This is a genomic window from Tabrizicola sp. (assembly GCF_030694085.1).
GTDB lineage: Bacteria > Pseudomonadota > Alphaproteobacteria > Rhodobacterales > Rhodobacteraceae > Tabrizicola.
The window spans coordinates 62,653-89,565 of record NZ_JAUXZE010000048.1 but is presented as its reverse complement, the minus strand read 5'-3'; the positions used below and the strand labels follow the sequence as shown (position 1 = coordinate 89,565).

The following is a 26,913-nucleotide window of genomic DNA, read 5'->3' as shown; positions in this document are numbered from 1 at the left end:
GGTGGTCGGGGAAAAGGTCCTGATCTGTAACCTGTTGGCAAAGGGCTTTGGACAACAATCTGGGGTCGGGCGCCGGTAATTGACGCTGCGTCAGGTTTGCCATGCGCAGCCCTTCGCGCACAGTTGCAACGCAAGGTCAGAGGTTGCGTTGACGTGCGGTCCGTTGCATCTGGTTGCACGGGAGGTGGGCGATGGAGATTCCCGAAGACTTCGCGGGCCGGCTGCGGCTGGCGCTGAAGCAGGCAAACATCTCTCCGGCGGCGCTGGGGGCGGCAGTGGGCGTGGACAAGTCCGTCGTCTCGCGCTGGCTTGCGGGGCGGGTCCGGCCGACGCAGCACAACCTGTCGCGGATTGCGGGCGTTCTGGCGCAAGGATTGCCGGGCTTCACCGTTTTGGCTTTCGAGGCCCCGGCCGCCCAATTCCGCGCCCTGGTGCAGCCCGTGGCCTCCCAGCCTGAGCCGGGGCAAAGCCTGACGATTCCCTTTGGCGTGCTGGAGTCGGCCCGACGCGAAACCGGACGGCGCGGGGTGGAGTATGTCGGGTCCTACCTGATGTACTATCGGTCGTTCAGCCAGCCCGACCGGATCGCCCGGATGGCGATGATGCTGCGCCCGGTCGATGGGTTGATCGAGGCGCGCTATGGGGCCGAGGGCTTTGCCTTCCAGGGCTGGGCGCTTCTGATGCTGAACCGGATGTATCTGGTGCTGGCGGAGGAACGCTTCGAGGCGATGGCCTTTCTGGTCCTGAACGCGGGCCAGCAGCCGAAGGCGCGCTTCATCACCGGCATCCTGTCCGGTCCTGCCGAGGGGATGCTGGTCCCTACCGCCTCGCCCGTGGTTCTGGTGCGCCAGCGTGACCTGACCGGAGAGGCGGGCGAGGACCTGCGGGCGCATCTGCTGGATTGCCGACTGCCGCCACTGATCGATCCCTCCGAAGCACCCGCGTCGGTGCGGCGCGTGCTGGGGGCGGGGCCGCTAATGCAGGTGCCCTTTGCCACGGGCGAGGAGCCATAGATCGGGCGGGGCTTCCCCCGCCCGAGGCGGTGTGCGGGCTTACTTCGGCACCATCACCGTATCGATCACGTGGATCACACCGTTCGACTGGTCGACGTCGCCGATGGTGATCCGCCCGATGTTCTTCGATTCCGAATAGATCATCGCGGTGTCGCCCCGAAAGCGGACCGACAGCGCGTCGCCCGACAGGGTCTTGAGGTTCGCGTAGCCATCCGCGCCCACCTTGGCGCGCAGATCTGCCAGTTTCAGGTCGCCCGCGACCACATGGGCGGTCAGGATCTTGGCAAGCATGTCCTTGTTCTCGGGCTTCAAGAGCGTCTCGACCGTCCCGGCGGGCAGGGCGGCAAAGGCGTCGTTCACCGGGGCGAAGACGGTGAAGGGGCCGTCGCTCATCAGCGCATCGACCAGACCCGCGGCCGTGACGGCAGCCACCAGGGTGGTGTGGTCCTTCGAGTTCACGGCATTCTCGACGATGGTCTTCGTCTCGAACATCGGCGCGCCGCCGACATCGGGGTTTGCAGCAAATGCGGTGGAGGCCAGTGCAGCCAGTGCTGCAGCGCCAAGGATCGACTTAAGGGACATGGTAGCTCCGTTCCAGGTTCCAGCCGGCCCATCCGGCTGTCATGATCCAAGGAACGGAGGCTTCAGAGCCGAAGTTTCGGGGCTGGGTTCACGGCTTCGTGAGCGGTCAGAACCACTGGCCCGGCTCCATCAGGCCCAGGTCCATCAACTGCTGGCTCTGCCAGGTGAAAGGGACCGAATTCGGCCAGCGGAAGGTGGGGATCGCGTGGCGCGAGCCGGGGTTGGTGCGCAGCGCCTTCGCCGTGCGGAAGGAACAGACAGCCGCTGTCAGGTTGTGGTGCCACTGGCAGGAATAGGTGTTCATCTCTGGCTCGGACAGGGTGAAGTCGGGCAGCAACATCACGCCTGGCTTGGCCTTGAACAGCGAGATGCGGTCGATCCTGCGCTTGCCGAAGGGGATATGCTCCTCGAACCGCCAGCGCAGGCCGCCGAAGAAATCCAGCTGGCGTTCCTTCGGCTGCCATTCGTTGCCGGGGTCCTGGCGGGCCAGCGCGTAATAGCCGCTGCGGTCCAGCCAGGCGTCGGTGATCGACACGGCGTTGGGGGCGGCGCCCAGGTCCCCGGCGTAAAGGTCAACGACATAGGTCAGCATGGCGTCGCGCCGTTCTTCGGCGTGGAAGGCCAGCATCTCGCGGACAGTCCTGGTCTCGCAGAACGGGAAGAACAGGTATTCGGCGTTGTGGCAGTAGTGCAGCCATGTGCCGGGCAGGGCCGCAATGACCTGGTTCACCGCCGCGACCAGCGCGCCTTCGGCAAAGACGTCGTGGCGGACGATGTGGACCTTCTCCTCCAGCTCTGCGGCGATCTGCACGCCGTCGGGGGCCAGCAGGACCACATGGCGGAAGCCGCATTTCAGTTGATGCGCCAGGGTGGAGGTCAGCTCGACGTCATCCTCGGCCAGGACCAGCGACAGGAGGCCGTCACCAGCACTGCCCTGCTGGCGATCGAGGAAGCTGGAAAGGCTGGAATGGCGCATGAGGTGTCCGGTCCGGGTCGCGCGGCAAATTCGACGATCCCTGCCCGCGATGCAAGGGCGCATGGGCGTTGAGGCGGGGGCCAAGGTAGGGTAGAAGCCGCCATCCCGGAGACCTTGCATGACCGAAGTTAAGAAGCTGTTCGTCAAGACCTACGGCTGCCAGATGAACGTCTATGACAGCGAGCGCATGGCCGAAGCCCTGGGCGCCAAGGGCTATGTTGCGACGGATGTGGTGGAAGAGGCGGACATGGTCCTGCTGAACACCTGCCACATCCGCGAAAAGGCCTCCGAGAAGCTGTATTCCGACCTTGGCCGCCTGCGCGCATTGAAGGTGGCAAAGCCCGGGATGAAGGTCGGCGTGGCAGGCTGCGTCGCCCAGGCCGAGGGCGAAGAGATCCTGCGCCGCTCGTCCGTGGTGGACCTGGTGGTCGGCCCGCAGGCCTATCACCGCCTGCCACAGATGGTCGAGGCGGGTGGGCGCCTGGTCGACACCGACTTCCCGGTCGAAGACAAGTTCAGCCAACTGCCCGAACGCAAGTCCTTGCGCGGGCCGACGGCCTTCCTGACCGTGCAAGAGGGCTGCGACAAGTTCTGCGCCTTCTGCGTGGTCCCCTATACCCGCGGGTCCGAGGTCAGCCGCCCGGTCGCGCGCCTGCTGGACGAAGCGCGGGGGCTGGTTGCGCAAGGCGTGCGCGAGATCACGCTTCTGGGGCAGAACGTCAACGCGTACCACGGCGACGGTCCGGGTGGCGCCTGGGGCCTGGCGCGGCTGTTGCGCGAACTGGCCAGGATCGAGGGTCTGGCGCGGCTGCGCTACACGACCAGCCACCCGAACGACATGGAAGACGACCTGGTCGCCGCGCATGGCGATCTGCCGCAGCTGATGCCCTACCTGCATCTGCCGGTGCAGTCGGGATCGGACCGCATCCTGAAGGCGATGAACCGCAAGCACACGGCCGAGCAGTATCTGCGCCTGATCGAGCGTATCCGGGCAGCGCGGCCGGATATTCTTTTGTCCTCGGACTTCATCGTGGGCTTCCCGGGCGAGACCGATGCCGATCACCAGGCGACGCTGGACCTGATCCGCGCCGTGGGGTTCGGCGCAGCCTTCAGCTTCAAGTATTCAGCCCGCCCCGGGACCCCGGCAGCCGAGAAGACCCCGGTCCCGGCCGACATCGCCGACGCCCGGCTGCAAGAGTTGCAGGCCCTGATCACGGCGCAGCAGCGCGCCGTGCAGGACACGATGGTCGGCCGCGAGGTGCAGGTGCTTTATGAAAAACCTGGCCGGCGCGAGGGTCAGATGGTGGGCAAGTCCGACCATCTGCACGCGGTCCATGTCCAGCACCCCGAGGGTCGCGTGGGACAGCTGATGCAGGTGCGGATCACCGGCTCGTCGACCAATTCCCTGGCGGCTGAACCGCTTTCGGGGCCGATCTGACTGTTGCAGAATGGCCGGTCTGCGGAAATTCTTCTCATTTGCCTGGGGATAACCTTGCCCGGTCTGCGGATTTCCTTCTCGCGAACCGATTTGTTCTGCTTTATTGGCCCCAACAAGACCGAGGACTCGGCAGGGTGTGTGAAGGAGTGGCGGCATTGCTTAACTTGGGGGGCGTGTTTCGGCATCGGCTGGTTGCAGCCGTTTCCGTAGCAAGTATCGGGGCAGGTGTTTTTGCCAGTATCGGGGCCGGGTCGATGGCGCTGGCGCAGGAACCCGTCATCAGTGGCAAGATCGATTGGGGACTTTGGGTTGATGCCGATGGCTGCCAGCACTGGTGGGCCGATGGCGGGACCGAGGGGTATATGGTGCCCCGGCGCGATCCCAAGACCGGCAAGCCGGTCTGCATGAAGCAGACAAGCTGCCTGACCGAAAGCGCCGACGCCTATTTCGCCACGGCCAGCGCCACCCTGACGGCAACCGGACGCGCCAAGCTGGAGGACTACTTCCGCCAGACCGAAGCCTACTCCTACAGCGTTGTCGGTCATACCGACAGCCGCGGCTCGGACGACTACAATCAAGGTCTGTCCGAAGCGCGGGCACAGGCGGTGGCGGCGGTCGCGCAATCGGTCGGCGCGGTGGTGGAAACGGTGACCGGCGCCGGGGAAAGCCAGCCTGTGGCCTCGAACGCGACGGCCGAGGGCATGGCGAAGAACCGCCGCGTCGAAGTGCTCTGCAAGAAGGGTTAACCAGATGAGACTTGCAGAGAAACCAGCAACGACCTCCGGCCCGGCAAGACGTCTTGCGCTTTTGCCCGTGCTGGCCTTCGGCCTGTCGGGCTGTGCCAGCGGAGAGTTCTTCGAGGACGTCCAGCGCTATAGCGGACCCGATTCGGTGATCGCCAAGGCCTCGGACTCCGGGGCCGATGACGACCCGGGGTTGATCGACGGCGAAGCGGCGATTGCCTATGATCCCGATGGCTGCCAGGTCTGGATCATCGATGACGGGGTGGAGGGCTATTCCTCGCCGCGTTTCGATCCGGCGACGGGTCTGCCGATCTGCGATGGCAAGTACCCGCCGGGAACCGTGCTTGGCCCCTATGAAACCTCGACCGCTCCGGGGCCTGACTACGTGCCGCGCTAGGCGTTTCGCGCATCGTCGCTGATCATTGAGGTTGCCCTCAAAGCCCCGGCCCCGCGCCGGGGCTTCTTCTTTGCGCGTTTCCTTGCCGGTTGTCATGAAAAGTGCGGGAAGTGACGCAACAAATTGTGTCTGTACGTGGTTTCGCTTGCCAGATGACGTGTCCGGCTGCAAACTTTCCCTGTGGCCCTTGATAGAAGGAGCGCCCTTTGGGCATCAGCGCGCTGACCCCCCCGTCCGCCGAGGACATCGTGGAAACCGTCCTCGAATTTCCCGACAACCGATTGCTGATCGATCTTTGCGGCGAGTTTGACCGCAATCTCGCGCAGATCGAACACCAGATGGGGGTGCACATTCTTCGGCGCGGCAACCGGCTGGCGGTGATCGGCGAGAAAGGCGCGCGCGAGCAGGCGGCCGCCGTGCTGCGGTCGCTTTATGCCCGGCTTGAATCAGGACGCAACGTGGTTGCGGGCGACATCGACGGCGCGATGCGGATGGGCCGCCCCGTGTCGGGACGGCCGTCGGATTCGGAAAGCGCCGAACAGATCGAGCTTTTCTCGACCGGCATGGAACTGCGCACCCGCAAGAAGCCGATCGAGCCCAGGACCGAGGCGCAGAAGGCCTATGTCGCGAACCTTTTCCAACATGAGATGGGCTTCGGCATCGGGCCTGCGGGCACGGGCAAGACCTATCTGGCCGTCGCCGTGGGGGTGACGATGTTCATCTCGGGCGCGGTCGAGAAGATCATCCTGTCGCGCCCCGCTGTCGAGGCGGGCGAGCGGCTGGGCTTCCTGCCCGGTGACGCGAAGGAGAAGGTCGATCCCTACATGCAGCCGCTCTATGACGCGCTGAACGACTTCCTGCCGGCCAAGCAGGTGGAAAAGCTGATGCAGGAAAAGCGGATCGAGATCGCTCCGCTGGCCTTCATGCGTGGCCGCACGCTGTCGAACGCCTTCATCGTGCTGGACGAGGCGCAGAACGCCACCACCATGCAGATGAAGATGTTCCTGACCCGCCTCGGCGAGGGCAGCCGCATGGTCATCACCGGCGACCGGACCCAGGTCGACCTGCCGCGCGGCACGGCAAGCGGTCTGGCGGATGCGGAACGGATCCTGAAAGGGGTGAAGGGCGTCAGTTTCAACTACTTCACCTCGAAGGACGTGGTGCGTCACCCGCTGGTCGGCCGGATCATCGAGGCTTACGAGGCGGACGAGGCGACCTGACGCCGGGTTTCAGGCGGAGCGCTGGCGCGCGAGGCTTTTGTCTCGTCGTCGGGCTTCGCCTCCTCCTCGGTCGATGGGGGCCTTGCCCCCAAACCCCCAGGATATTTGCTGCCAGGTGAAAGCTGGGCTGCGCTTGCGTCAGGCTTGAACCGGCGCTAAGGGCGCGGGCATGGAACTTGTCGAGACAGGGATCGAGGACGCGCGGTGGGAGGCTTTCGGGCTGGCCGCGCTGGCCGAACGCGCGGGGCAGGCGACGCTGGCCGGGCTTGGTCTGCCGATCGAGGGATTTGTGATCAGCCTGATGGGCTGTGACGATGCCCGGATCTCGGTCCTGAACGCCGATTTCCGAGGCAAGCCCGCGCCGACCAACGTCCTGAGCTGGCCCTCGGAAGAGCGCGGTGCAAAGGTCACGGGCGAGGCTCCCCGATTGCCGGAGCCCGGGGCGACCGACGATCCCGAACCCCTTGGCGACATCGCCATCGCCTTCGAGACCTGCGCCCGCGAGGCCGAGGACCAGGGCAAGCCGCTGGTGGACCATGTGACCCATCTGATCGTGCACGGTGTCCTGCATCTTCTGGGCTATGATCACATCGAAGCGGAAGATGCCGCCGTCATGGAGGCACTTGAAGTGCGGATACTTGCCAGCCTTGGGGTTTGTGACCCATATTAGGGGCCGCATCCGCGTAACGGGTGGTTTTCTGGACAAAGGACCGATGGGCAGTAGCACCGACGGGTCTCCCGCAGCGCAGAGCGCGCTGGACGGGATGACCGATGACCCCGCCTCTGATCAAGGCCAGCGTGGCTTTTTCGGACGGCTTCTTTCCGCTTTCAGCCCCGCTTCCGAGCCCGCCTCGACCGAGGCCGTGCCGGGCGCTCCGCCGCAGTCGCAGGGGCTTCATGCCTTGCGCCGGATGCGGGTGGACGATGTGGCGATCCCCAAGGTCGAGATCGTGGCCGTGCCGCTGGACATCGGCAAGGACGAGCTGGTCGAGGTCTTCCGCGAACATGGCTTCAGCCGCGTCCCGGTCTACAAGGGCACGCTGGACCATCCGCAGGGCCTGGTGCTGCTGAAGGACCTGGCGCTGCAGCACGGGTTCGGGGCTTCGGGGCGGTTCAGCCTGAAGCGGCTGCTGCGCCCGATCCTGTATGCGCCGCCCTCGATGCCGACGGGCGTCCTTCTGCAGAAGATGCAGAAGGAGCGGGTCCATATGGCGCTGGTGATCGACGAATACGGCGGGGTCGACGGTCTGGTCACCATCGAGGACCTGATCGAGACCGTCATCGGCGAGATCGAGGACGAACATGACGAGGACGAGGGTGCGCTGTGGAAGGAGGAAGCGCCCGGCGTGATCCTGGCGCAGTCCACAGCCCCTCTGGAAGAGATCGAGGCCGCACTGGGCATCGCGCTGCGCCTGGCCGAAGAGGACGAGGAGATCGACACGCTGGGCGGCCTGGTGTTCCTGCGTTCGGGACGGGTTCCCGCGCGGGGCGAGGTGATCGAGCACGAAAGCGGCGTCCAGTTCGAGATCGTCGATGCCGATCCGCGCCGGATCAAGCGGCTGCGGGTCCGGGTGCCGGTCGAAGGCGCGGCGTGATGCGTGGCTGAGGTCTGGCTTTCCGGTAGGCGCCGAGGTGCTTTGGCCTTCGGCTTGGGCGCGGTTGCCGCGCTGGGCCAGGCTCCGCTGGGGTTCTGGTGGGCGACCTTGGCAGCCCTGGCGGCCCTGGTCTGGCTTCTGGACCGGGTGAAGAACCGCCGTGGAGCCTTTCTGACCGGATGGCTGGCCGGGGCGGGTTACTTTGGTCTGAGCCTCAACTGGATCATCGAGCCCTTCCTGATCGACATCGCCCGCCACGGTTGGATGGCCCCTTTCGCCGTGGTGCTGCTGGCCTTTGGGCTTGGCCTGTTCTGGGCGGCGGCGGCCTTGCTGGCGCGCTTGGTCAAGGTGCCTGCCTTGGGTTTTGCCGTCGCCATCGTGGCACTGGAATGGCTGCGCGGGGTGATCTTCACCGGCTTTCCCTGGGCCATGCTGGGCCATGTCTGGATCGGAACGCCGCTGGACCAGCTTGCGGCCCTGGGCGGCCCGTCCGTTCTGAGCCTGATCACGCTTCTCGGTGCTGCACTGCCGGTCCTCTGGCGCTGGCCCGGCGCTGCCGGATCGGCAGTCCTGCTGGCGGCGGGTCTTGGCTTCGGGCTCTGGCGCCTGGCCCAGCCCCTGCCGGAACCGGGTGACTTGACCCTGCGCCTGGTCCAGCCCAACGCCGAGCAATCGGTGAAATGGGAAGCCGCCCGCGCGCAGGAGTTCTTCGACCGCCTGCTGACCCTGACGGCCAGGGGCGGCCCTGCCGACCTGACGATCTGGCCGGAAACCGCCGTGCCCTACATGCTGGAATACAGCCCCGAGGTCGCCGACATGGTGGTGGCGGTGTCCGGTGGGCGGCCCGTGGCGCTTGGCATCCAGCGCGAGGAAGCGGGGCGCTTTTACAACAGCCTGCGGGTGCTGGAAGGCGAGGGGGAACAGACCGCGTTATACGACAAGGCGCATCTGGTGCCCTTCGGCGAATACATCCCCTTCGGCGATCTGGCCTATGACTGGTTCGGGCTGCGTGCCTTTGCGGCCCAGGCGGGCAACACCTATTCGGCCGGGCCGGGTCCGCAGGTCCTGGACCTTGGTCGCTTTGGCAAGGTCCTGCCGCTGATCTGCTATGAGGCGATTTTTCCCCGCGAGGTCAATGCGATGCCCGAACGCGCCGACTGGATGCTTCAGATCACCAACGACGCCTGGTTCGGCGTCTGGACCGGCCCGTTCCAGCATTTCGATCAGGCGCGGCTGCGGGCCGTCGAGCAGGGGCTGCCGCTGATCCGAGTGGCGAATACGGGGGTGACGGCGGTCGTGGACGCACGGGGCCGGGTGATCCAGGAGTTGCCGTTCGCCACGATGGACGCGCTGGATACCCGCATCCCCGGTGCGCTGCCGCCGACACCCTATGCCCGCTGGGGCGACGGGCCGCTGGTGCTGTTGCTGGCCGGTCTCGCCCTTCTGGCGATGATCGGGCGGCGGCGGGTTCCCATTGACGCCCCGCCCCCCGCCGTCTAAGGCGCTTCCTGAACTGCCACAACGGCTTCCTGGCGTGGCGGGGATCATCCAACGGAGCACTTCCTCATGAGCCGCAAAGATTACGTCTTCACGTCCGAGTCCGTCTCGGAGGGACACCCCGACAAGGTCTGCGACCGCATCTCGGATGCCGTCCTGGATGCCTTCCTGAAGGAAGAGCCCAACGCCCGCGTCGCCTGCGAAACCTTCGCCACCACGAACCGCGTGGTGGTCGGCGGCGAGGTGGGCCTGTCGTCGAAAGAGGCCACCAAGGCGATGATGGGCCGGATCGACGGCATCGTCCGCGACTGCGTGCGGGACATCGGCTACGAGCAGAAGAAATTCCACTGGGACAAGATCAAGGTCCACAACTACATCCACGAACAGTCCGCCCATATCGCGCAGGGCGTCGACAAGGATGGTGCGGGCGACCAGGGGATCATGTTCGGCTATGCCACGCTGGAGACGGCGGAATACATGCCCGCGCCGATCCAGTATGCCCATGCGATCCTGCGCCGCTTGGCCGAAGTGCGGAAATCCGGCGCGGAACCCACGCTGGGACCGGACGCGAAAAGCCAGCTGACCCTGCGCTATGCCGACGGCAAGCCGGTCGAGGTCACGTCCATCGTGCTGTCCACGCAGCACACCTCCAAGCGGCAAACCTCGAAGGTCATCCGCAAGATCGTCGAACCCTACATCCGCGAGGTCCTGCCCGACGGCTGGATCACCCGGAAGACCGAATGGCACGTGAACCCCACGGGGACCTTCGTGATCGGCGGGCCTGACGGCGACGCGGGTCTCACGGGGCGCAAGATCATTGTCGACACCTATGGTGGTGCTGCCCCGCATGGTGGCGGCGCGTTTTCCGGCAAGGACCCGACCAAGGTTGACCGCTCGGCCGCCTATGCCGCGCGCTATCTGGCGAAGAACGTGGTGGCCGCTGGGCTGGCCGACCGCTGCACGCTGCAGGTCTCCTATGCCATCGGCGTGGCCAAGCCGCTGTCGATCTACGTCGACACCCACGGCACCGGCAAGGTCCCCGAAGCGGTGATCGAAAAGGCCGTGGCCGAGGTGATGGACCTGACCCCGCGCGGCATCCGCACCCATCTGGAGCTGAATCGGCCGATCTACGCCCGCACTTCGGCCTACGGCCACTTCGGCCGCGCGCCGGATGCGGATGGCGGCTTTTCGTGGGAACGGACGGACCTTGTCGAGGCGTTGAAGAAGGCGGTTTGATCGGGAACGCGCCGCCCTGACCCGGGCGGCGCAAGTCTTCAGGCGGGTGCCATGTATTTCTGCGCGATCTCGCCAGCCCGCTTTTGCGCCGCCGTGAACTCGGCCGACGAGAACGCCTGAACAGTCTTCAGGCCAGAGACGGACCCGGACGCCCCCGCCACGATCAGTGCGGCCAGCATGTCCTGCAGATTGTCGGTCTCGGTGATCATCAGAAAATCGCAATCCCCGGTGGTCATGTAGAACGAGTGGAGTTTTCCGCCCGCTGCCGCGACCAGTGCGGACGTTGCCGCCTCGCGGTCCGATGGCTTGGCCAAGAGACCTTTCATTGCCGCAGCGGTATAGCTTCCAGTGACGATGTAACGTGCCATTGGTTCACCTCCCTGGCACACCTGCATGGCCCGATGCCTTGCAGGCTGGTGCCAGCACGGACGGTATCACGATTGCGCGGCATTGTATTGCCGGATGTGAATATCACTCGGTGCGCGCGGCAGAACTGTGGGCAGCACGCTCGGCTTGACCCTTGCGCCCCGCTCTGCTTGAAGGCCCCGGAACACCAGCGGGGCCTTTGCATGACCGATACCGGCGACCGCCGCAACTTCTATGGCCGTATCCGTGGCAAGACCCTGCGCGCGAGCCAGAAGGACTATCTTGCCGAGGACCTTGGCCCTCTGACCCTGCGCAATGTCACGCGCGAAGAGAACCCCACCCGGTCCCCTCTGGACCTTGGCTTTGCCAAGGGTCCGCTGTGGCTGGAGGTCGGCTTTGGCGGTGGCGAGCATCTGGTCCACATGGCCGCGCGGAACCCCGACGTCACCATCCTTGGGGCCGAGCCTTTCGTGAACGGCATCGCCATGCTGTTGGGCAAGATCCGCGGGGCCGGGGTGACGAACCTCTGGCTGCATCCCGGCGATGTGCGCGACCTCTTCGACGTGTTGCCCGACAGCTGCCTCACCAAGGTTTTTCTGAACTACCCCGACCCCTGGCCAAAGGCCCGCCACCACCGCCGCCGCTTTGTGACGCCGGAATACCTGGGGCCTCTGGCCCGCAAGATGGCGTTGGGTGCCGAGTTCCGGGTGGCGACAGACATCCCCGATTACGTCCGCCAGACGCTTGAAGAGGTGCCCTTGGCGGGGTTCACGCTGGTCTCGCAGACCGGCCCGGGCGGGGCCTGGGACGATTGGCTGTCCACCCGCTATGAGCAGAAGGCCCTGCGTGAGGGACGTGCGCCGCATTACCTGACCTTCCGGCGGGGTTAGGCCCGAAGTTTTCGAAATCTCCGGTCCGATTTCTTTGCAGAAATCGGGGTCGCGCGGGGCTTTCGCTTGCGCTATCAGGCATCCCGGAACCTGTAGGGGAGACGACGATGTCCGGCCACGGCGAAGCGCAACCGATGAAATCCCGCAAGTCGGGGCCGCTCAGGGGCGTGGCCTCGGTGCCGGGCGACAAGTCGATCTCGCACCGCTCGCTCATCTTCGGCGCGATGGCGGTGGGAGAGACGAAGATCTCCGGGTTGCTGGAAGGTCAGGACGTGCTGGACACGGCCAAGGCGATGCGGGCCTTCGGGGCCACGGTGACGCGGCATGGCGAGGGGGCCTGGACCGTGAACGGCGTTGGCGTCGGCGGCTTTCAGGAGCCGGCGGATGTGCTGGACGTCGGTAATTCCGGCACTGGCGCGCGGCTGATCATGGGGACGATGGCGACGACGCCGATCACGGCGACCTTCACCGGGGACGCCTCGCTTCGCAAGCGCCCGATGGGTCGCGTGACGGACCCGCTGTCGCTGTTCGGCACCCGCGCCTATGGCCGTCAGGGGGGCCGTCTGCCGATGACCATCGTCGGCGCGACGAACCCGGTGCCGGTGCGCTATGCGCTCCCTGTCGCGTCGGCCCAGGTGAAGTCGGCGGTGCTGCTTGCCGGGCTGAACGCTCCGGGCGAGACGGTGGTGATCGAGAAGGAGCCGACACGGGATCATTCCGAGCGGATGCTGGTGGGTTTCGGGGCCAGACTGTCGGTCGAGAAGACAGCGGAGGGCCACGTCATCACTCTGACCGGCCAGCCGGACCTGCGGCCGCAGACCGTGGCGGTGCCGCGCGATCCGTCCAGTGCCGCTTTCCCGGTCTGTGCAGCACTGATCATCGAGGGGTCGGATATCCTGGTGCCCGGCGTCAGCCAGAACCTGACCCGGAACGGGCTTTACCTGACGCTGGTCGAGATGGGCGCCGAGATCGAGTTCCAGGACCCCCGTGAAGAGGGCGGCGAGCCGGTGGCCGACCTTCGGGTCCGGTTCAGTGGCAACCTGAAGGGGATCGAAGTGCCGCCAGAGCGGGCGCCCTCGATGATCGACGAATATCCGGTGCTGTCCGTGGTGGCCGCCTTCGCGACGGGGAAAACCGTCATGCGGGGCGTGAAGGAACTCCGGGTCAAGGAGAGCGACCGGATCGACGCGATGGCCCGCGGCCTGGAGGCCTGCGGAGTGCGGATCGAGGAGGACGAGGACACGCTGATCGTGCACGGGATGGGGCCAGGCGGAGTGCCGGGTGGGGCGACCTGTGCGACCCACATCGACCACCGGATCGCGATGTCGTTCCTGGTCTGCGGGCTGGCCGCGAAGGCTGCGGTGGGCGTGGACGATGGCTCGCCGATCCAGACCTCGTTCCCGGTCTTCGAGGGGCTGATGCGGAGCCTTGGGGCCGAGATCGAGCGGGGCTGACCTCGGCCCGCCTGCTTAGAAAACGTCAAGCAGGTAGAGGATGATGATGATCGGGATCGGGATGCCGATCAGCCAGGCAAGGGCGCCTTTCATGGGTGTCTCCTTCGGATGGTTGGTTGCCCGGACAACGCAGGCCGCGGCGGGGCGGTTCCCAGTGCGGGTCCCTGAGGGGTGTCCACGGTGGACACGCCGCATGTATCCAATGATTACAAACTGTTAGTCGCGGGCGTTAGGAGGGCGTTAAGGTTTGCCAGTCCGACCCGGCGCCGGCCCGGCCCGCCAGAACGGGCACGCCGGAAGGGCGCGCCCGTCCGGGGCGTTGCAGCTTTGGGTCCGCGTCAGACGCGTCCCATCAGGACCAGGATCAGCAGGATCACAAGAAGCACCCCGACCACGCCCGAAGGGCCATAGCCCCAGGACCGGGAGTATCCCCAGTTCGGCAACGCGCCGACCAGGAGGAGAACAAGGATGATAAGCAGGATGGTGCCAAGAGTCATGGGTCGCGCCTTTCGCTTCGAAGCCGGAAGGAACTCCGGTCGGCGGAAGAACGCCTGGGGGCAAGAGGTGGTTCCGACGTGGTGGAGCTTGGCGACCTCGCGGTTTCAACGATGAGATCAGGTCCATCTTTCCTGCGCGGGCGGTGGGCAGACTGCCCACCCTACGGCTGCCCGCCCCGCTTTGCCCGAGGGAAAAGGCAGAGCTTCGGTCTGGCGCAGCCTTCTGCAGCTGTCGGGCGGCAAGCTTACTCGGTCCCACTCTCTGCCACGAAGGCGCTGATCGCGGTGGTTATCCGCGCAAAGCTCTGCTGCGCGCGGGGCACCGAGTGGCGTGCGCGGAGGTAACCGTGGACGAGACCAGGTTCCACGACCCAGTGGGCGCGGCCTCCGGCTTTGGTGATCTTCGTCGCATAGGCGCGGGCGTCGTCGGCCAAGGGATCACACTCGGCGGCGATTGCGAGCGTTGGGGGCAGTCCGGTGAAGTCGGTATCCTGCAGCGGGCTGACGCGGGGGTCGCCTTCGGGGGCTGGACCGTCGTGGCGGATGTCCTTGTAGTAGAGGACGTCGTCGCGGGTCAGCATCGGGGCGTGGGCGTGGGTCAGGTAGCTGCCCTGGTTCAGGTCTCCGCCGAGGCCGGGGTAGATCAGGACCTGTCCCTTGATCTGTGGATTTCCTCGGAGTGCGTGGCAGGTGGCGGCGGCGAGGTTGGCCCCGGCGCTGTCTCCGACCAGGATCAGCGGGCCCTGGGCGGCCAAGGCGCGGGCTACGGCGCAGGCGTCGTCGAAGGCGGCGGGGTGTTTGTGTTCCGGGGAGAGGCGGTAGTCGGCTGAGACGACGGTCAGGCCTGTTGCGGCGCGGATATCGGCGCAGACCCCGTCGTGGGAGTGGAGGCCGCCGACCACGTAACCTCCGCCGTGGAGGTAGAGGACGGTGGGCTGTTTCCCCGGGTAGATGCGGCAGGGGACACCGGCGATGGGGTGGTCGTGGGAGGTCACTCCGGGCGGGTAGGGGGTGTCGAAGGCCGCGCACATCCGGTCGTAGATCGCCCGCTGGTCCGCGATGGAGAGGGTCGCGGTGTTCTCGGGGTAGCAGGCGTTGGTTTTTTCAATGAAGGCCCAGGTGGGGGCGTCGATGAGGGTCTGGTAGTCGGGCTGGGTCATGGGAAGCTCCCTTTGGGGGAGTGTAGGGGTGGCAGGTGGGCGAGGGGAAGGGCGAAGGCGGTGTCGCGGATCAGGGGTTTCCAAACCGATGCAGAGATCAGCCGCAGGGCGTGGTGTTGGTGCCCTGCAAGATGCGCGCGACCCGGTCGATCAGGTCCGCGCGGGACAGAAGTGGCATGTGACCATCCTCGGGCAGGACGCAGAGCGGAGCGTTCAGGCGCTGACCCAGGCGGCGGACACCGGAAAGCGGGAAAATGGGGTCGTTCTCGCCGTGGAAGAACGTGATCCTGGCCTTAGACGCCTTCGCCTCTGGCGAGAGGGTCCAAAGGAGGAGGCTTGCGGATTGCGAGCGACCTCTGCCCTCGCCCGGGGGCGTTATCTGGCCCTCGAACGCCTTGCGCAGGCGGTCGGCCATGGCGCGTTTCTCGGGTGAATTCCGCCAGCCAGAGCCAAGGTAGAGGGTGATGAAATACTCGTCCCAGACGGTCTTGGCCGCAAGGCTGCCGGTGGCAAGGGCGGATCCGGCCACCCCGATGCCGCCGCGGACAACCGCCACGGCCGCGCCCGGAAACGGGGTGGGGCTGGAGATGGCGATGACCTTCACGCGCTCGCCCCGTTCGATGAGGCCCGCGGATTCGATCGCGATCGCTGCACCTGTGGAATAGCCGACAAGGTTGATCCGGGCGTCGGGATACCGGTTGGCGTAGTCGGCGATCCATCGGGCCGAGCGCGCCAGGTCAAGAGGCGGAGAGAGGGGTTCGCCCCGCATGCCGGGAAGCCGGTATTCGACGATGCGGTGGCTTGGGGTCGTCCAATCGTTCGCGGGACCGAAGATGCGGGTGGTGGTCAGCGCGCCGGGCAGGAGAAAGGTGATCTGCTCGGGCGTGTCGGCCATTCCGATGGTGTAGAGCGGCGGCTTGGCAGCAACGGGCGGCTTGGCGCAGGCGGCGAGCAGAAGGCCCGCCGCCAGTGCCAGCCAGGCCAATTTCACCGCGCGAACCGTTTGTACTTCACCCGCTTCGGTTCCAGCGCATCCGGTCCCAGGCGGCGGACCTTGTCTTCCTCGTAGGCCTGGAAGTTGCCCTCGAACCATTCCACATGCGCGTCGCCTTCGAAGGCGAGGATGTGGGTGCAGAGGCGGTCGAGGAAGAAGCGGTCGTGGCTGATGATGATCGCGCAACCGGCGAAGTCTTCGATGGCGGCTTCCAGCGCCTGCAGGGTCTCGACGTCCAGGTCGTTGGTCGGTTCGTCGAGGAGGAGCACGTTGCCGCCGGATTTCAACAGCTTGGCCATGTGGACGCGGTTGCGTTCCCCGCCCGACAGGAGGCCGACCTTCTTCTGCTGGTCCGTCCCCTTGAAGTTGAACGCCCCGGTGTAGACGCGGGAGTTCATCTGCATGTCGCCCAGATGGATGACCTCGGCCCCGCCGGAGATTTCTTCCCAGACGTTCTTGTTCGGGTCCAAGGCATCGCGGGACTGGTCGACGAAGGCCAGCTTGACCGTTTCCCCCAGCTTGATCGTGCCCTCGTCCGGGGCTTCCTGCCCGATGATCATGCGGAAGAGGGTCGACTTGCCGGCACCGTTCGGGCCGATGACGCCGACGATGGCGCCCGGCGGGACGGTGAACGAGAGGTTCTCGATCAGAAGCTTGTCGCCCATGTGCTTTTTCAGGCCTTCGACCTCGATCACCTTGTTGCCGAGGCGTTCGCCGTTCGGGATGATGATCTGCGCGGTCGAGGCGCGTTCGCTGACGGTCTGGCCGGCCATCTCGTTGTAGCGGTTGAGGCGGGCTTTGCCCTTGGCTTGCCGGGCCTTGGCACCGGAGCGGATCCACTCCAGTTCCTTTTCCAGGGCCTTCTGCTTGGTCTTGTCCTCACGCGCTTCCTGGGCCATCCGTTTGGCCTTCTGGTCGAGCCAGGCGGAGTAGTTGCCCTCGTAGGGAATGCCGCGGCCGCGGTCGAGTTCCAGGATCCAGCCGGTGATGTCGTCCAGGAAATAGCGGTCGTGGGTGACGATCAGGATCGTGCCCTTGTAGTTGATCAGGTGCTTTTGCAGCCAGGCGATCGACTCGGCGTCGAGGTGGTTGGTGGGTTCGTCGAGAAGCAGCATGTCGGGCTTTTCAAGCAGAAGCTTGCAGAGCGCGATGCGGCGGCGTTCCCCGCCCGAAAGCGTGGTCACGTCGGCATCGTCCGGCGGGCAGCGCAGCGCGTCCATCGCGACGCCAACGGTCGCCTCAAGCTCCCACAGGTTGCCGGCGTCGATCTGGTCTTGCAGCGCGGCCATCTCGTCGGCGGTCTCGTCCGAGTAGTTCATGGCCAGTTCGTTGTAGCGTTCCAGGATCTTGGTCTGCTCGGCCACGCCCAGCATCACGTTTTCCTTCGCCGTCAGCGCGGGGTCGAGGTAGGGCTCCTGTGCAAGGTAGCCGACCTTGGCACCCTTGGCGGCCCAGGCCTCGCCTTTGAAGTCCTTGTCCATCCCGGCCATGATCTTCAGCAGCGTGGATTTCCCCGCGCCGTTGACACCGACGACGCCGATCTTCACGCCGGGCAGGAAGTTCAGGTGGATGTTTTCAAAGCAGGTCTTGCCGCCGGGGTAGGTCTTGGAGACGTTCTCCATGTGGTAGACGTATTGATAGCTGGCCATGACGCGCTCCATTCGGGGGTTGGCGCGTATGTAGCGACGAAGGGGGGCGGCTGCAACGGTCAGGGTGCGGGGAACCGGACTTGGCAGGAGGGCAAGCCTGGCCCCTTGTGTCGCACCTGAAACAGGAGATGCAGGATGCGGTTCGGATTGGCTTTCGCCTTCGCGGTGATGACGGCAAGCGGTGCTTCGGCCCAGGTGACTGAACTTGAAGCGCCGGGAATTCTTGCGCCGACCGGGGACCCGGGCTGCATGACGATGACCACGGCGGATACGCGCCTGTCGCCGCCTGATCTGGCGCTGGGCGTGCTGGCGTGTGGCAAGGCGGGCAACTGGGACGCGGCGGCCGAGCTTTATATCCTGATGCTGTTACGATCGGATTTCGACGTGCGGCGCGTCGTCGATGCCACTGCCCATCAGGCGGGTCAGGTCTTGACGCTGCAACTGGATGAAAGCCAGTCCGAGGCCGACCGGGCCAGCCTTGGCGAAGCGATCCGCCGGTTTGCCGATCCCACGACCACACAGCGCGACATCCTGTGTCAGATGCTGCAAACGTCGGGCGTGCCGCAGCATGATCCGTCCTGGATGATCCAGCACGGGATGGCGGCTTTCACCGCGCTGGAAGGCGACGGTCTGGTTCCGGGCTTCGATCCGGCCGCAGGGTGGGAGCAGGTAATGCGCGAGACAGTGGCATGCCAGTGAAATGGATGGCGTGAAGATGTTCCAGACGCGCGGCAGGCCATTGTAAAGCCGCCCCTCCTGCGGTCAATTGGCCGCGAGGGATGAGGTGCGCCGATGCGGCAAGGGTTTCCTTTGGCGACCAAGGGGATGGTCATCGGCCTGCTCGGCGGGTCGTTCGATCCGGCGCATGAGGGGCATGTGCATATCACCCGCGAGGCGCTGAAGCGGATGGGGCTGGACCAGGTCTGGTGGCTGGTGACGCCCGGCAACCCCTTGAAGGCGCGGCAGCCGGCGCCGCTGGCCGACCGGATCGCCAGGGCCAGGGCCGTGATGCGGCATCCCAAGGTCAAGATCACGGCGCTTGAAGCGGACCTGGGAACCCGGGCGACCGTGGACACCATCGCACGGCTGCGGGCGATCTATCCCGGGGTGACTTTCGTCTGGCTGATGGGGGCCGACAATTTGGTGCAGTTCCACAAATGGGGCCGCTGGCGGGACATCCTGCGGTCGGTCGCGGTGGGGGTGCTGGCGCGACCGGGGTCGGGGGTGGCGGCCCGGCTGTCGGTCGCGGCGCGGGCGTTCCGGGTGCACCAGGTCGACCGGGGCGAGAATTTGCGGGGGCGGATGGCTCCGGTTTGGGCCTTCGTGAACCTGCCGATGAATTCTGCATCCTCAAGCGAGATCCGGGCGAAAGGGGGCTGGCGGCCGGGGCGTCAGGGGTAGCTCCTCGTGCGGCTTCGCCTTCTCGTCGCGGGGGACGTCCGACGAGGAGACGCAGTCGAACGAGGAGGGGCCGGTCAGAGCGTCTTGCCCATCCAGACATCCGCAGGTGGGCCGGTATAGGGGCTGATGTCGGTCCAGCCGGTTGCGCGGTAAAGCGCAATCGCCTCGGACAGGGCGCTGTTGGTGTCAAGCTTCAGGGTGGTGTGACCCATCGTCCGGGCTTCCTCCTCGATCTGGGTCATCAGGCGGCGGGCAAGGCCCTGGCCGCGTGCGCTGTCGTGGACCCAGAGGCGCTTGACCTCGGCCCCGCCCGAGGCGAGCGGCCTGAGCGAGACACAGCCGACCGGCAGATCGTCGGACCAGGCGACGAAGCTGCGGCCATGCGGCGGGCGGTAGCTGTCGGCGCCGGGATCGGGCACGGGGAAAAGCTCGGGCCGGGCACCGGGAACGCGGGCGACCAGTTCGGCGACATAGCCGCGCCAGCACGCCAGAATCTCGGGGCTGTCGGGATCGGCGGGGCGCAGGTCCAACTGGGCGCGGTTCAGCAGCGTGGCGATGAGATCCATCGCCGCCACCATCTCGTCCGCGCGCGACCCGGCCCGGGCGATCAGCCGCGCGGCCCGGGCATGGCCGATGGCATCGTAGGCGGCAAGTTCCGCTTCGCCAGCCGGGGTCAGCCGGGCGATCCGGCGGCGGCGGTCGGCGGGGTCGGTCGCCGTCTCGATCAGCCCCTCGCGTTCAAGGCTGCGCAGGAAGCGGCTCATCAGGCCGGAATCCAGCCCCAGCCGGTCACGGATCAGCGCGACATCCGTTCCCTCGGGCCGGACCATGACCAGCACCCGAACCGTCCCGAGCGGTCGGCCACGGCCCAGGAACGACAGGTCCAGCGCCCCCGCCTCCCGCGTGACGGCCCGGTTGAAGCGACGAAGGCGGGCAACGGGGTCAAGAAACATATCGGACCTCGGTCAGACAACTTTTCTGACATTAGTCAGATATTAAACTCACGCAAGTGCGATTTCGGGATCGGCATCACGGACTGGCGGAATCGCCGCGGATGCGGCTATCACCGTTTCAAACGGAGAAGTGTGATGCTGATTTCACGGCGGACGATGCTGGCCGGACTTCTGGCCGGGGCAGCCTTCCCGGCGGCCGCCGAGGTGATGGAGACATCACCCCGTCCCGTTGCGCGTGGCGGCAAGGTGGCGGCGGGGCAGGCGGCAAAGGGGCAGGCGGCAAAGGGGCCGCTGGACGCCTCGGAGCTGATCGCGGCGGCCAAGTTGGGTGGGTCGGTCGCCTATGTGCTGATGGACGCGCAGACGGGCGCGCTTCTCGAGGCGCGAGAGCCGGACGTGCCCCTGCCGCCGGCCAGCGTGGCCAAGGCCGTGACCGCGCTTTACGCGCTGGAAAAGCTGGGGGCCGGGTATCGTTTCCTGACGCGGGTGCTGGCGACGGGGCCGGTGGCGCAGGGTGTGGTGCAGGGTGACATCGTGCTGGTCGGGGGCGGCGACCCGACCTTGCAGACCGACCAGCTGGGTGACCTGGTGGCGCGGCTGGCAAAGGCCGGGCTGAAGGGCGCGACGGGTCGCTTGCGCTACTGGGACGGGGCGCTGCCGCGGCTGGACGGGATCGCCCAGGATCAGCCGGATCACGTGGGTTACAATGCCGCCATTGCGGGTCTGTGCCTCAACTTCAACCGCGTGCATTTCGAATGGAAGCGCGTCTCGGGCGACTGGCAGACCACGGTTGATGCGCGGGGCGAACGCTTTGTGCCCGCGGTCGGCATGGTCCGCGTTGCGGTGGCGCAGCGTGAGGCGCCCTTGTTCACCTATGGCCGGGGCCGGGTCGAGGAATGGACCGTGGCCTCGGGTGCCTTGGGCAAAGGGGGAAGCCGCTGGCTTCCGGTCCGAGATCCCGGGGCTTACGTGGCCGAGGTGTTCCGCACGCTGGCTCGGGCGCAAGGCATCCGGCTTGACGCGGGCGAGCGGGTGGCGACGGTTCCGCCGGGTAACGAGATCGGGCGGGTGGAAAGCGCGCCCTTGCCCGAGGTGCTGCGCGACATGCTGCGCTATTCGACGAACCTGACGGCGGAATGTGTCGGGCTGACCGCCTCGGGTGTGCAGGGGCTGGACGCCTCGGGCCGGGCGATGTCGGACTGGGTGCGGACGACCTTCGGAGTGGGTTTTGACCTGCACGACCATTCGGGCCTTGGCGGCGGCTCGCGGGTGACGGCGGCGGGAATGGCAAAGGTCCTGGTGCAAGCCGGACGTGAGGGACGCGGCCTGCACCAGATCCTGCGCGACGTCGGCATGAAGGACGACAAGGGCAAGGTGATCGAGGGCCATCCGGTGAAGGTGCTGGCGAAGTCCGGGACGCTGAACTTCGTTTCGGGTCTGGCGGGGCACATCGTCCCACCGAAGACGTCTGGCTCTGGGGGGCGCGAGCTGGTCTTTGCGATCTTCACCGGCGACCCGGCGCGGCGCGATGCGGTGCCGGTGGCCCAGCGGGAAGAACCCGAGGGCGGCAAGGCCTGGACCGGGCGCGCACGGCGTCTGCAAGGGCAGCTGATCAACCGATGGGCCGGACTTTACGCCTGACCATACAGATGGAAGGTTCGATCTGTCTGGTTTTGACCAAGGCGGTGCCGACATCTTTGCAGTCTTATGCAGGATAATGCACTGAACGCGCCACTCGGTCGCCCGATTGCCATCCCGGAGGCGGACAACCCCGGTGGCAGGGCGCAAGTCCGCCGCTTATGCTTTGGAGCGTCCGAAAAAGCGGTCTGGGTAGGTTGTGCAAATCGCGGCCGGGGTAGTTGAAGACGCAAGGCCGGTTTGTCCGCCGACCCAGGATCAGAGAGTTGCAAGGGTGCCCGGCCTTTTGCCGGATCAGGAAAGAAAGGTGCTGCTGCCACCGGTCGTTCTCTAAGAAACGCGGCGCGACTGTGACTTTTCAGGCACAGCGCGGGGATGCCGACCACGGCCCGGGAACCAACCCCCAAACCGCCCGTTTTGCAATCACTGCACTGCTCCAGGAAAGGACCTTCCATGAAACTCCTTGTTGCCCCAACGCTTGTGCTGTCGCTGGCACTGTCCTCCACCGCCGCCTTCGCGGGCGGGCCGATCGTGATTGAAGAGGAAATTCAGCCCGAGGTCGTGGCCGAACAGCCGCGGTCCGGCTGGATCGTGCCGGTGCTTATCGGCGGCATCATCCTGTGCGCCATCGCCTGCGGGAATGATGACGACGATCCGCCGCCGCCCGTGACCGGTGGGCCTGGCTGAGGTCCACTTGACTGCCGCCGCCGCAGTGATCCTGCGGCGGCTAGAACCGGTTTGCCCGGCATGCAACGGCGACGCGTCCGGGATCGCGGCCTGCGACAAGGTCCGACACGATCCGCGCCGTGACCGGAGCCATCGTCACACCGAGGTGGCCGTGTCCGAAGGCCAGGATCACCTCGTCCCCTCCTGCCGAGGGGCCGATCACCGGCAGGCTGTCGGGCAGCGAGGGGCGGAAGCCCATCCATTCGCGGTCCGGGGTGCCGAGGTCGGGAAAGAAGGCCCGCGCGCCTTCCACCAGTTTGGAGACCCGATGCGGCGAGGCGGGCAGCTTTAGGCCGCCAAGCTCGACCGTCCCTGCCACCCGCAGCCGCCCGGCCATCGGGCAGAAATAGAACCCGCGCGCGGTGGGGCAGGCCGGGCGCGAGAGCAGCGGCTCGGCCATGTCCCATTCGACGTGGTAGCCGCGCTCGGTGTCAAGCGGGATGCGGTCCCCCGCCTGGGCCGCCAGCGCCCGCGACTGCGCCCCGGCGGCGATCACCACCCGGCGGGCGTGGAGGTGAAGGCCCCCGTCCTTGCCGCCACCCTCGATCACCACGCCATCGGGCCTGCGCTCCAGCCGCTCTGCCCGGGCGCGGATGTGGCGTGCCTTCTCCTGCACGGCAGCAGCGACAAGGCCCATCATCCGACCTGGGTCATCCAGGAAGGTCGCTCCGGTGAAAAAGGCCGCTCCGCCAAGGCCAGGTGGCAGGTTCGGCTCCAGGTCGGCAAGCCGGTCAGGGCCTAGAAGGTCGACCTCGACCCCCAGGGCACGGCGGCGGTCAAGTTCCGTCCAGGCCTGGGTAAAGGCTTGCGGGGTCTCGTAAAGATACAGGCACCCCCGCCGTTGCAGGATGCCTGCACCCTGGACGCGGAGGGCAAGATCGTCCCACATCTCGGCCGCACCGTTCAGCAGCAGTGCTATGCTGCGGGCGTTGCGTTCGGCCTGGGCGGGCAGGGACTGCCAGAGGAACCGCAGGAGCCAGGGCGCAAGACCGGGCAGCGCCCGGTGGCGGATGGCAAGGGGCGAGGTTTTCGAGAACAGGAGCGACGGCAGCGCGCGCAGGACATCAGGCGTGCCGACCGGGCTGGTGGCATAGCCCGCGATGGTGCCGGCATTGCCGTAGCTTGCGCCCATGCCGGGCGGGTCAGGGTCGACCAGGACCACTTCGCGGCCCTGATCGACAAGCTCCAGCGCGATGGTAAGCCCCACCACGCCCGCGCCGATCACGGCGATGTCGGTGGTTTCGCGCTGCGTCACTTTAAGGCCACCGTCATGCGCAGCAAACCCCGGCGAAGAAGCCTTCGGTGCCGATATCGACCCAGAGGCCGAGCCTTCCCGGACCGTCAGGCAGCAGCCGGTCGGGTAGGCTGAAGATCGTCACCCCGTCAACGCTGGCCGAAACGTCGGTGCCCAATTCGATCCGCAGATGGTGCCAGGTGTCGGGCCGAATATCGGCGGCAGCTTCATGGCGTCCCGGATCGGTCGCACGCAGGCGGTCGAACCTGTGGTCGGGATAGGCAAAATACTGCATCCCACGCTGGTCACGGGGCGGCGTCGGGGCCAACGAAACCCCGTTCAGCGGGCGCAGGTGCAGCGCCTCGAAGCTGTCCCCGTTTCTCTGCACATTCCAGCCCAGCCCGATGAAACCGCGCGCATGGTCGGGCGCGTCGGGCAAAAGCCGGGCGGATAGGTCGGCCTCGATCACAGCCGGGGCGCAGGTTTCAGGCAGCAACAGGAAGTTTGGCTCATCGCCGAAATCGTGGCCCAATTCGCCCTTGCGCCGCTCAGGCTCCGGTGCAAGCCGCAAGCAGTCGCGCCCGCGCAGGCTTGCAGTCGTGGCCTCGACCCCGCAGGGAACGCCCCGGGCAAGCATCTCGCCCGGAGAAGGGTGGTGCATGTCGGTTTCCATGCGCCTTACAGGCAGGCCTCGAACAGCGCGCGGGTGTTCTTCCTGGTCATCTTGACCGGGTTGCCGCCGCAGGACGGGTCCTCCAGTGCCATTTTGGTCAGCATGTCGAGGTCTGGGTCCTTGACCCCCAGCTTGGTCAGGGTCTTCGGGATATCCAGCGTCTCGCGCAGGTCGAGGATGCGCTGGGTGAAGCCCTTGTAGCCGCCCTTGATCCCGCAATAGGCCGCAGCCGAGGCGAGCCGGTCCTTCACGGCCTTGCGGTTGAAGTCCAGCACCATCGGCATGACGACGGCGTTCGTGGTGCCGTGGTGGGTGTTGTAGACCGCCCCGATCGGGTGGCTAAGCGCGTGGATCGCGCCAAGGCCCTTCTGGAACGCCACCGCCCCCATCGCCGCTGCGCTCATCATATGCGCGCGGGCGTCAAGGTCGTTCGGATCGGCATAGACCTTCGGCAGGTTCTCGAACACCAGCCGCATCCCTTCCAGCGCGATGCCCTGGCTCATCGGGTGGTAGAAAGGCGAGGAGAACGCCTCCAGGCAATGCGCCAGCGCGTCCATGCCGGTGCCTGCGGTGATGAACTTCGGCATCCCGGTGGTCAGGGCCGGGTCACAGATCGTGACGGCGGGCATAAGCTTGGGGTGGAAGATGATCTTCTTCTTGTGCGTTTCACTGTTCGTCAGCACCCCCGCCCGGCCCACTTCCGACCCCGTCCCGGCCGTGGTCGGCACCGCGATGATCGGCGCGATCTTCGAGGCATCGGCGCGGGTGTACCAGTCGTCGATATCCTCAAGCTGCCAGACCTTCAGCTTCTTCGGCTGATGCGCCATGAGGGCGATCATCTTGCCCAGGTCCAGGGCCGAGCCGCCGCCAAAGCAGATCACCCCGTCATGGCCGCCCGCAAGGTAGACCTCGATCCCGGCGGCCATGTTGATCTCGTTCGGGTTCGGGTCGACGTCGGAAAAGACCGCGCGGCCAAGGCCTGCGGCCTCCAGCACATCCAGCGCGTTCGCGGTGATCGGCAGGCTGGCCAGCGCCTTGTCGGTGACGAGGAGCGGCTTTGTCAGGCCGATGCTTTTCGCGTGGTCCGCCAGTTCGGCGATGCGGCCGACGCCGAACTTGATCGCGGTGGGGTAGGACCAGTTGCGGTTGGGAACGCTGTGGGTGATGGGGCGGCTCATTTCGGGGCTTTCTTGAGGTGATAGGATTTCGGCCGGGTCACCGAATGGAACCCGAGATAGCTCAGCGACGTGCCGCGCCCGGTGTCCTTGACCCCGGTCCAGGTCAGCGCCGGGTCCAGGTAGTCGGCCCGGTTCATGAACACGGTCCCCGTCTCCACCTGCGCGCCCAGGGCGGCGGCGGTGTCGTAGTCTTCGGTCCAGATCGACGCGGTCAGGCCGTAAGGCGAGTCGTTCATCAGGGCGATGGCCTCGGCGTCATTCTTGACCGGCATGATGCCGACGACGGGGCCGAAGCTTTCTTCCTTCATCACCCGCATCGAATGGTCGACGTTCACCAGAATCTGCGGCGCAAGGTAAGCGCCCCCGTCGTCGGCGAACCTCGATGGGTCCAGCAGCGGCTTCGCGCCCTTGGCGATGGCCTCCGCTGTCTGGTCGCGCACGGTTTGCGCGAACCGCTTGTGCGCCATCGGGCCGAGGGTGGTTGAGGCGTCGAAGGGGTTGCCGAGTTTCAACTGGCCGACCCAGGCCACGGATTTCTCGACGAAGCTGTCGAACAGGCTTTCGTGGACATAGATCCGCTCGATCCCGCAGCAGCACTGGCCGGCGTTGTACATCGCGCCGTCCATCAGGACGTCGACGGCGAGGTCGAGGTTCGCATCCTGCCGGACATAGCCGGGATCCTTGCCCCCGAGTTCGAGACCGAGGGGCGTGAAGGTCCCCGCCGCCGCGCGCTCGATGGCCTGCCCGCCGCCGACCGAGCCGGTGAAGTTCACGAACCCAAAGCTGCGCTTGGCGATCAGGGCTTCGGTGGTGGCGTGGTCAAGGACGACGTTCTGGAACACGTCTTCGGGGATGCCCGCGGCATGGAAAGCCTCGGCCAGGCGTTCGCCGACCAGCAGGGTCTGGCTCGCGTGCTTAAGCACGACCGAGTTCCCGGCGATCAGCGCGGGGATCAGGGTGTTGATCGTGGTGAGGTAAGGGTAGTTCCAGGGCGCGATGATGAAGACGACGCCGACAGGTTCGCGGGCAAGGTAGCGGCGGAACTGGGCGCTGTCCTCGATCATCGCGGGCGCCAGGGTCTTGGCCGCGATCGACGCCATATAGTCGGTGCGGGCGTTCACCCCGCCGAACTCGCCGCCATAGCGGGTGGGGCGGCCCATCTGCCAGGCGATCTCTTCCACGACCACATCGGTCATCGTGTTCAGCTTGGCGACGGCGGCCTTGACCAGCGCGATACGGTCTTCAAGCGGACGCGCCGCCCAGGCCTTTTGCGCGGCCTTCGCGCGGGCGACGACGGCCTCGGCGGTGTCCTGCGACAGCGGCATCCGTTCGGCGTAGACGCTGCCGTCGACGGGGGAAATCAGTTGGATCGGTTTCATGTCAGCCTCGTAGGGCGGGGTTTA

Annotated in this window: 27 protein-coding genes and 1 riboswitch; of the genes, 15 read left to right on the top strand and 12 right to left on the bottom strand. The window is 66.4% G+C overall.

Going from position 1 to position 26,913, the window contains the following annotated elements:
- Positions 1 to 191 precede the first annotated feature (191 nt).
- A complete protein-coding gene (locus tag Q8M85_RS12555; RefSeq protein ID WP_305545013.1) occupies positions 192 to 1,013 on the top strand; it encodes a multiprotein-bridging factor 1 family protein in 822 nt (273 codons plus the stop codon).
- A 39-nt stretch (positions 1,014 to 1,052) separates the two neighbouring features.
- Here the strand turns inward: Q8M85_RS12555 and Q8M85_RS12550 are convergent, their stop codons facing one another.
- Positions 1,053 to 1,595 (bottom strand): fasciclin domain-containing protein, encoded by a 543-nt coding sequence (locus Q8M85_RS12550; RefSeq protein ID WP_305545011.1) that lies wholly within the window; start codon positions 1,593 to 1,595, stop codon positions 1,053 to 1,055.
- 106 nt (positions 1,596 to 1,701) lie between these two features.
- Complete coding sequence (locus tag Q8M85_RS12545) at positions 1,702 to 2,571, bottom strand: hypothetical protein (RefSeq protein WP_305545008.1); 870 nt, start codon at positions 2,569 to 2,571, stop codon at positions 1,702 to 1,704.
- Between the two features lie 118 nt (positions 2,572 to 2,689).
- Between Q8M85_RS12545 and miaB the strand changes: the two genes are divergently transcribed.
- The 8 genes from miaB to metK all read left to right on the top strand — a co-directional run bounded on the left by miaB (position 2,690) and on the right by metK (position 10,697).
- Complete coding sequence (gene miaB / locus Q8M85_RS12540; protein ID WP_305545005.1) at positions 2,690 to 4,009, top strand: tRNA (N6-isopentenyl adenosine(37)-C2)-methylthiotransferase MiaB; 1,320 nt, start codon at positions 2,690 to 2,692, stop codon at positions 4,007 to 4,009.
- A gap of 155 nt (positions 4,010 to 4,164) precedes the next feature.
- A complete protein-coding gene (locus tag Q8M85_RS12535) occupies positions 4,165 to 4,755 on the top strand; it encodes an OmpA family protein (protein ID WP_305545003.1) in 591 nt (196 codons plus the stop codon).
- A gap of 4 nt (positions 4,756 to 4,759) precedes the next feature.
- Complete coding sequence (locus tag Q8M85_RS12530) at positions 4,760 to 5,149, top strand: hypothetical protein (RefSeq protein ID WP_305545001.1); 390 nt, start codon at positions 4,760 to 4,762, stop codon at positions 5,147 to 5,149.
- A gap of 206 nt (positions 5,150 to 5,355) precedes the next feature.
- A complete protein-coding gene (locus Q8M85_RS12525; protein WP_305544998.1) occupies positions 5,356 to 6,369 on the top strand; it encodes a PhoH family protein in 1,014 nt (337 codons plus the stop codon).
- 169 nt (positions 6,370 to 6,538) lie between these two features.
- On the top strand, positions 6,539 to 7,039 hold the full coding sequence (gene ybeY, locus Q8M85_RS12520; protein ID WP_305544995.1) for an rRNA maturation RNase YbeY: 501 nt from the start codon (positions 6,539 to 6,541) through the stop codon (positions 7,037 to 7,039).
- Positions 7,040 to 7,082: 43 nt separating this feature from the next.
- Complete coding sequence (locus tag Q8M85_RS12515) at positions 7,083 to 7,964, top strand: transporter associated domain-containing protein (RefSeq protein ID WP_305544992.1); 882 nt, start codon at positions 7,083 to 7,085, stop codon at positions 7,962 to 7,964.
- Between the two features lie 3 nt (positions 7,965 to 7,967).
- Positions 7,968 to 9,464 carry an apolipoprotein N-acyltransferase gene (gene lnt, locus Q8M85_RS12510; RefSeq protein ID WP_305544990.1) on the top strand — a complete coding sequence of 499 codons (1,497 nt, stop codon included), beginning with the start codon at positions 7,968 to 7,970 and terminating at the stop codon, positions 9,462 to 9,464.
- Positions 9,465 to 9,474: 10 nt separating this feature from the next.
- Positions 9,475 to 9,523: riboswitch (SAM-SAH riboswitch) on the top strand.
- 7 nt (positions 9,524 to 9,530) lie between these two features.
- Positions 9,531 to 10,697, top strand: coding sequence for a methionine adenosyltransferase (gene metK, locus Q8M85_RS12505; protein WP_305544987.1), 1,167 nt, complete (start codon positions 9,531 to 9,533; stop codon positions 10,695 to 10,697).
- A gap of 38 nt (positions 10,698 to 10,735) precedes the next feature.
- Here metK and Q8M85_RS12500 read toward each other — a convergent pair whose 3' ends face one another.
- On the bottom strand, positions 10,736 to 11,065 hold the full coding sequence (locus tag Q8M85_RS12500; RefSeq protein ID WP_305544984.1) for a GYD domain-containing protein: 330 nt from the start codon (positions 11,063 to 11,065) through the stop codon (positions 10,736 to 10,738).
- A 201-nt stretch (positions 11,066 to 11,266) separates the two neighbouring features.
- On the opposite strand from Q8M85_RS12500, the gene Q8M85_RS12495 reads away from it, so the two are divergent.
- The gene (locus Q8M85_RS12495; RefSeq protein WP_305544981.1) at positions 11,267 to 11,953 is read left to right on the top strand and encodes a tRNA (guanosine(46)-N(7))-methyltransferase TrmB; all 687 of its coding nucleotides are present in this window, start codon (positions 11,267 to 11,269) and stop codon (positions 11,951 to 11,953) included.
- A gap of 107 nt (positions 11,954 to 12,060) precedes the next feature.
- The gene (gene aroA / locus Q8M85_RS12490) at positions 12,061 to 13,407 is read left to right on the top strand and encodes a 3-phosphoshikimate 1-carboxyvinyltransferase (RefSeq protein ID WP_305544978.1); all 1,347 of its coding nucleotides are present in this window, start codon (positions 12,061 to 12,063) and stop codon (positions 13,405 to 13,407) included.
- Positions 13,408 to 13,745: 338 nt separating this feature from the next.
- Here aroA and Q8M85_RS12485 read toward each other — a convergent pair whose 3' ends face one another.
- From Q8M85_RS12485 to ettA, 4 genes are all read right to left on the bottom strand, one after another.
- The gene (locus tag Q8M85_RS12485; protein ID WP_305544975.1) at positions 13,746 to 13,904 is read right to left on the bottom strand and encodes a DUF3309 family protein; all 159 of its coding nucleotides are present in this window, start codon (positions 13,902 to 13,904) and stop codon (positions 13,746 to 13,748) included.
- Between the two features lie 245 nt (positions 13,905 to 14,149).
- The gene (locus tag Q8M85_RS12480; RefSeq protein ID WP_305544972.1) at positions 14,150 to 15,064 is read right to left on the bottom strand and encodes an alpha/beta hydrolase; all 915 of its coding nucleotides are present in this window, start codon (positions 15,062 to 15,064) and stop codon (positions 14,150 to 14,152) included.
- A 97-nt stretch (positions 15,065 to 15,161) separates the two neighbouring features.
- Entirely contained in the window at positions 15,162 to 16,055 is an 894-nt protein-coding gene (locus Q8M85_RS12475; protein WP_305544970.1) for an alpha/beta fold hydrolase, read from the bottom strand.
- The gene (gene ettA / locus Q8M85_RS12470; RefSeq protein WP_305544967.1) at positions 16,052 to 17,707 is read right to left on the bottom strand and encodes an energy-dependent translational throttle protein EttA; all 1,656 of its coding nucleotides are present in this window, start codon (positions 17,705 to 17,707) and stop codon (positions 16,052 to 16,054) included. The genes Q8M85_RS12475 and ettA overlap by 4 nt, the downstream gene beginning before the upstream one ends.
- 135 nt (positions 17,708 to 17,842) lie before the next feature.
- Here ettA and Q8M85_RS12465 point away from each other — a divergent pair, with 135 nt between their 5' ends.
- Both Q8M85_RS12465 and Q8M85_RS12460 read left to right on the top strand, forming a co-directional pair.
- A complete protein-coding gene (locus Q8M85_RS12465; RefSeq protein ID WP_305544965.1) occupies positions 17,843 to 18,406 on the top strand; it encodes a hypothetical protein in 564 nt (187 codons plus the stop codon).
- Between the two features lie 93 nt (positions 18,407 to 18,499).
- Positions 18,500 to 19,108 (top strand): nicotinate-nucleotide adenylyltransferase, encoded by a 609-nt coding sequence (locus tag Q8M85_RS12460; RefSeq protein ID WP_305544962.1) that lies wholly within the window; start codon positions 18,500 to 18,502, stop codon positions 19,106 to 19,108.
- A 74-nt stretch (positions 19,109 to 19,182) separates the two neighbouring features.
- Here the strand turns inward: Q8M85_RS12460 and Q8M85_RS12455 are convergent, their stop codons facing one another.
- Entirely contained in the window at positions 19,183 to 20,061 is an 879-nt protein-coding gene (locus Q8M85_RS12455; protein ID WP_305544959.1) for a helix-turn-helix domain-containing GNAT family N-acetyltransferase, read from the bottom strand.
- Positions 20,062 to 20,196: 135 nt separating this feature from the next.
- Between Q8M85_RS12455 and dacB the strand changes: the two genes are divergently transcribed.
- Both dacB and Q8M85_RS12445 read left to right on the top strand, forming a co-directional pair.
- Positions 20,197 to 21,702: a D-alanyl-D-alanine carboxypeptidase/D-alanyl-D-alanine-endopeptidase gene (gene dacB / locus Q8M85_RS12450; protein ID WP_305544956.1), complete on the top strand. Its 1,506-nt coding sequence runs from the start codon at positions 20,197 to 20,199 to the stop codon at positions 21,700 to 21,702.
- Between the two features lie 450 nt (positions 21,703 to 22,152).
- Entirely contained in the window at positions 22,153 to 22,386 is a 234-nt protein-coding gene (locus Q8M85_RS12445; RefSeq protein ID WP_305544953.1) for a hypothetical protein, read from the top strand.
- Between the two features lie 40 nt (positions 22,387 to 22,426).
- On the opposite strand, the gene Q8M85_RS12440 is transcribed toward Q8M85_RS12445, so the two are convergent.
- The 4 genes from Q8M85_RS12440 to Q8M85_RS12425 are packed head-to-tail and all read right to left on the bottom strand — an operon-like array spanning position 22,427 to position 26,889.
- Entirely contained in the window at positions 22,427 to 23,680 is a 1,254-nt protein-coding gene (locus Q8M85_RS12440) for an FAD-binding oxidoreductase (RefSeq protein WP_305544951.1), read from the bottom strand.
- Positions 23,681 to 23,693: 13 nt separating this feature from the next.
- Positions 23,694 to 24,320: a hypothetical protein gene (locus Q8M85_RS12435; protein ID WP_305544949.1), complete on the bottom strand. Its 627-nt coding sequence runs from the start codon at positions 24,318 to 24,320 to the stop codon at positions 23,694 to 23,696.
- 17 nt (positions 24,321 to 24,337) lie between these two features.
- Positions 24,338 to 25,510, bottom strand: a complete 1,173-nt coding sequence (locus tag Q8M85_RS12430) for an iron-containing alcohol dehydrogenase (protein WP_305544947.1) — start codon at positions 25,508 to 25,510, stop codon at positions 24,338 to 24,340.
- Positions 25,507 to 26,889, bottom strand: a complete 1,383-nt coding sequence (locus tag Q8M85_RS12425) for an aldehyde dehydrogenase family protein (protein ID WP_305544945.1) — start codon at positions 26,887 to 26,889, stop codon at positions 25,507 to 25,509. The genes Q8M85_RS12430 and Q8M85_RS12425 overlap by 4 nt, the downstream gene beginning before the upstream one ends.
- Positions 26,890 to 26,913 lie beyond the last annotated feature (24 nt).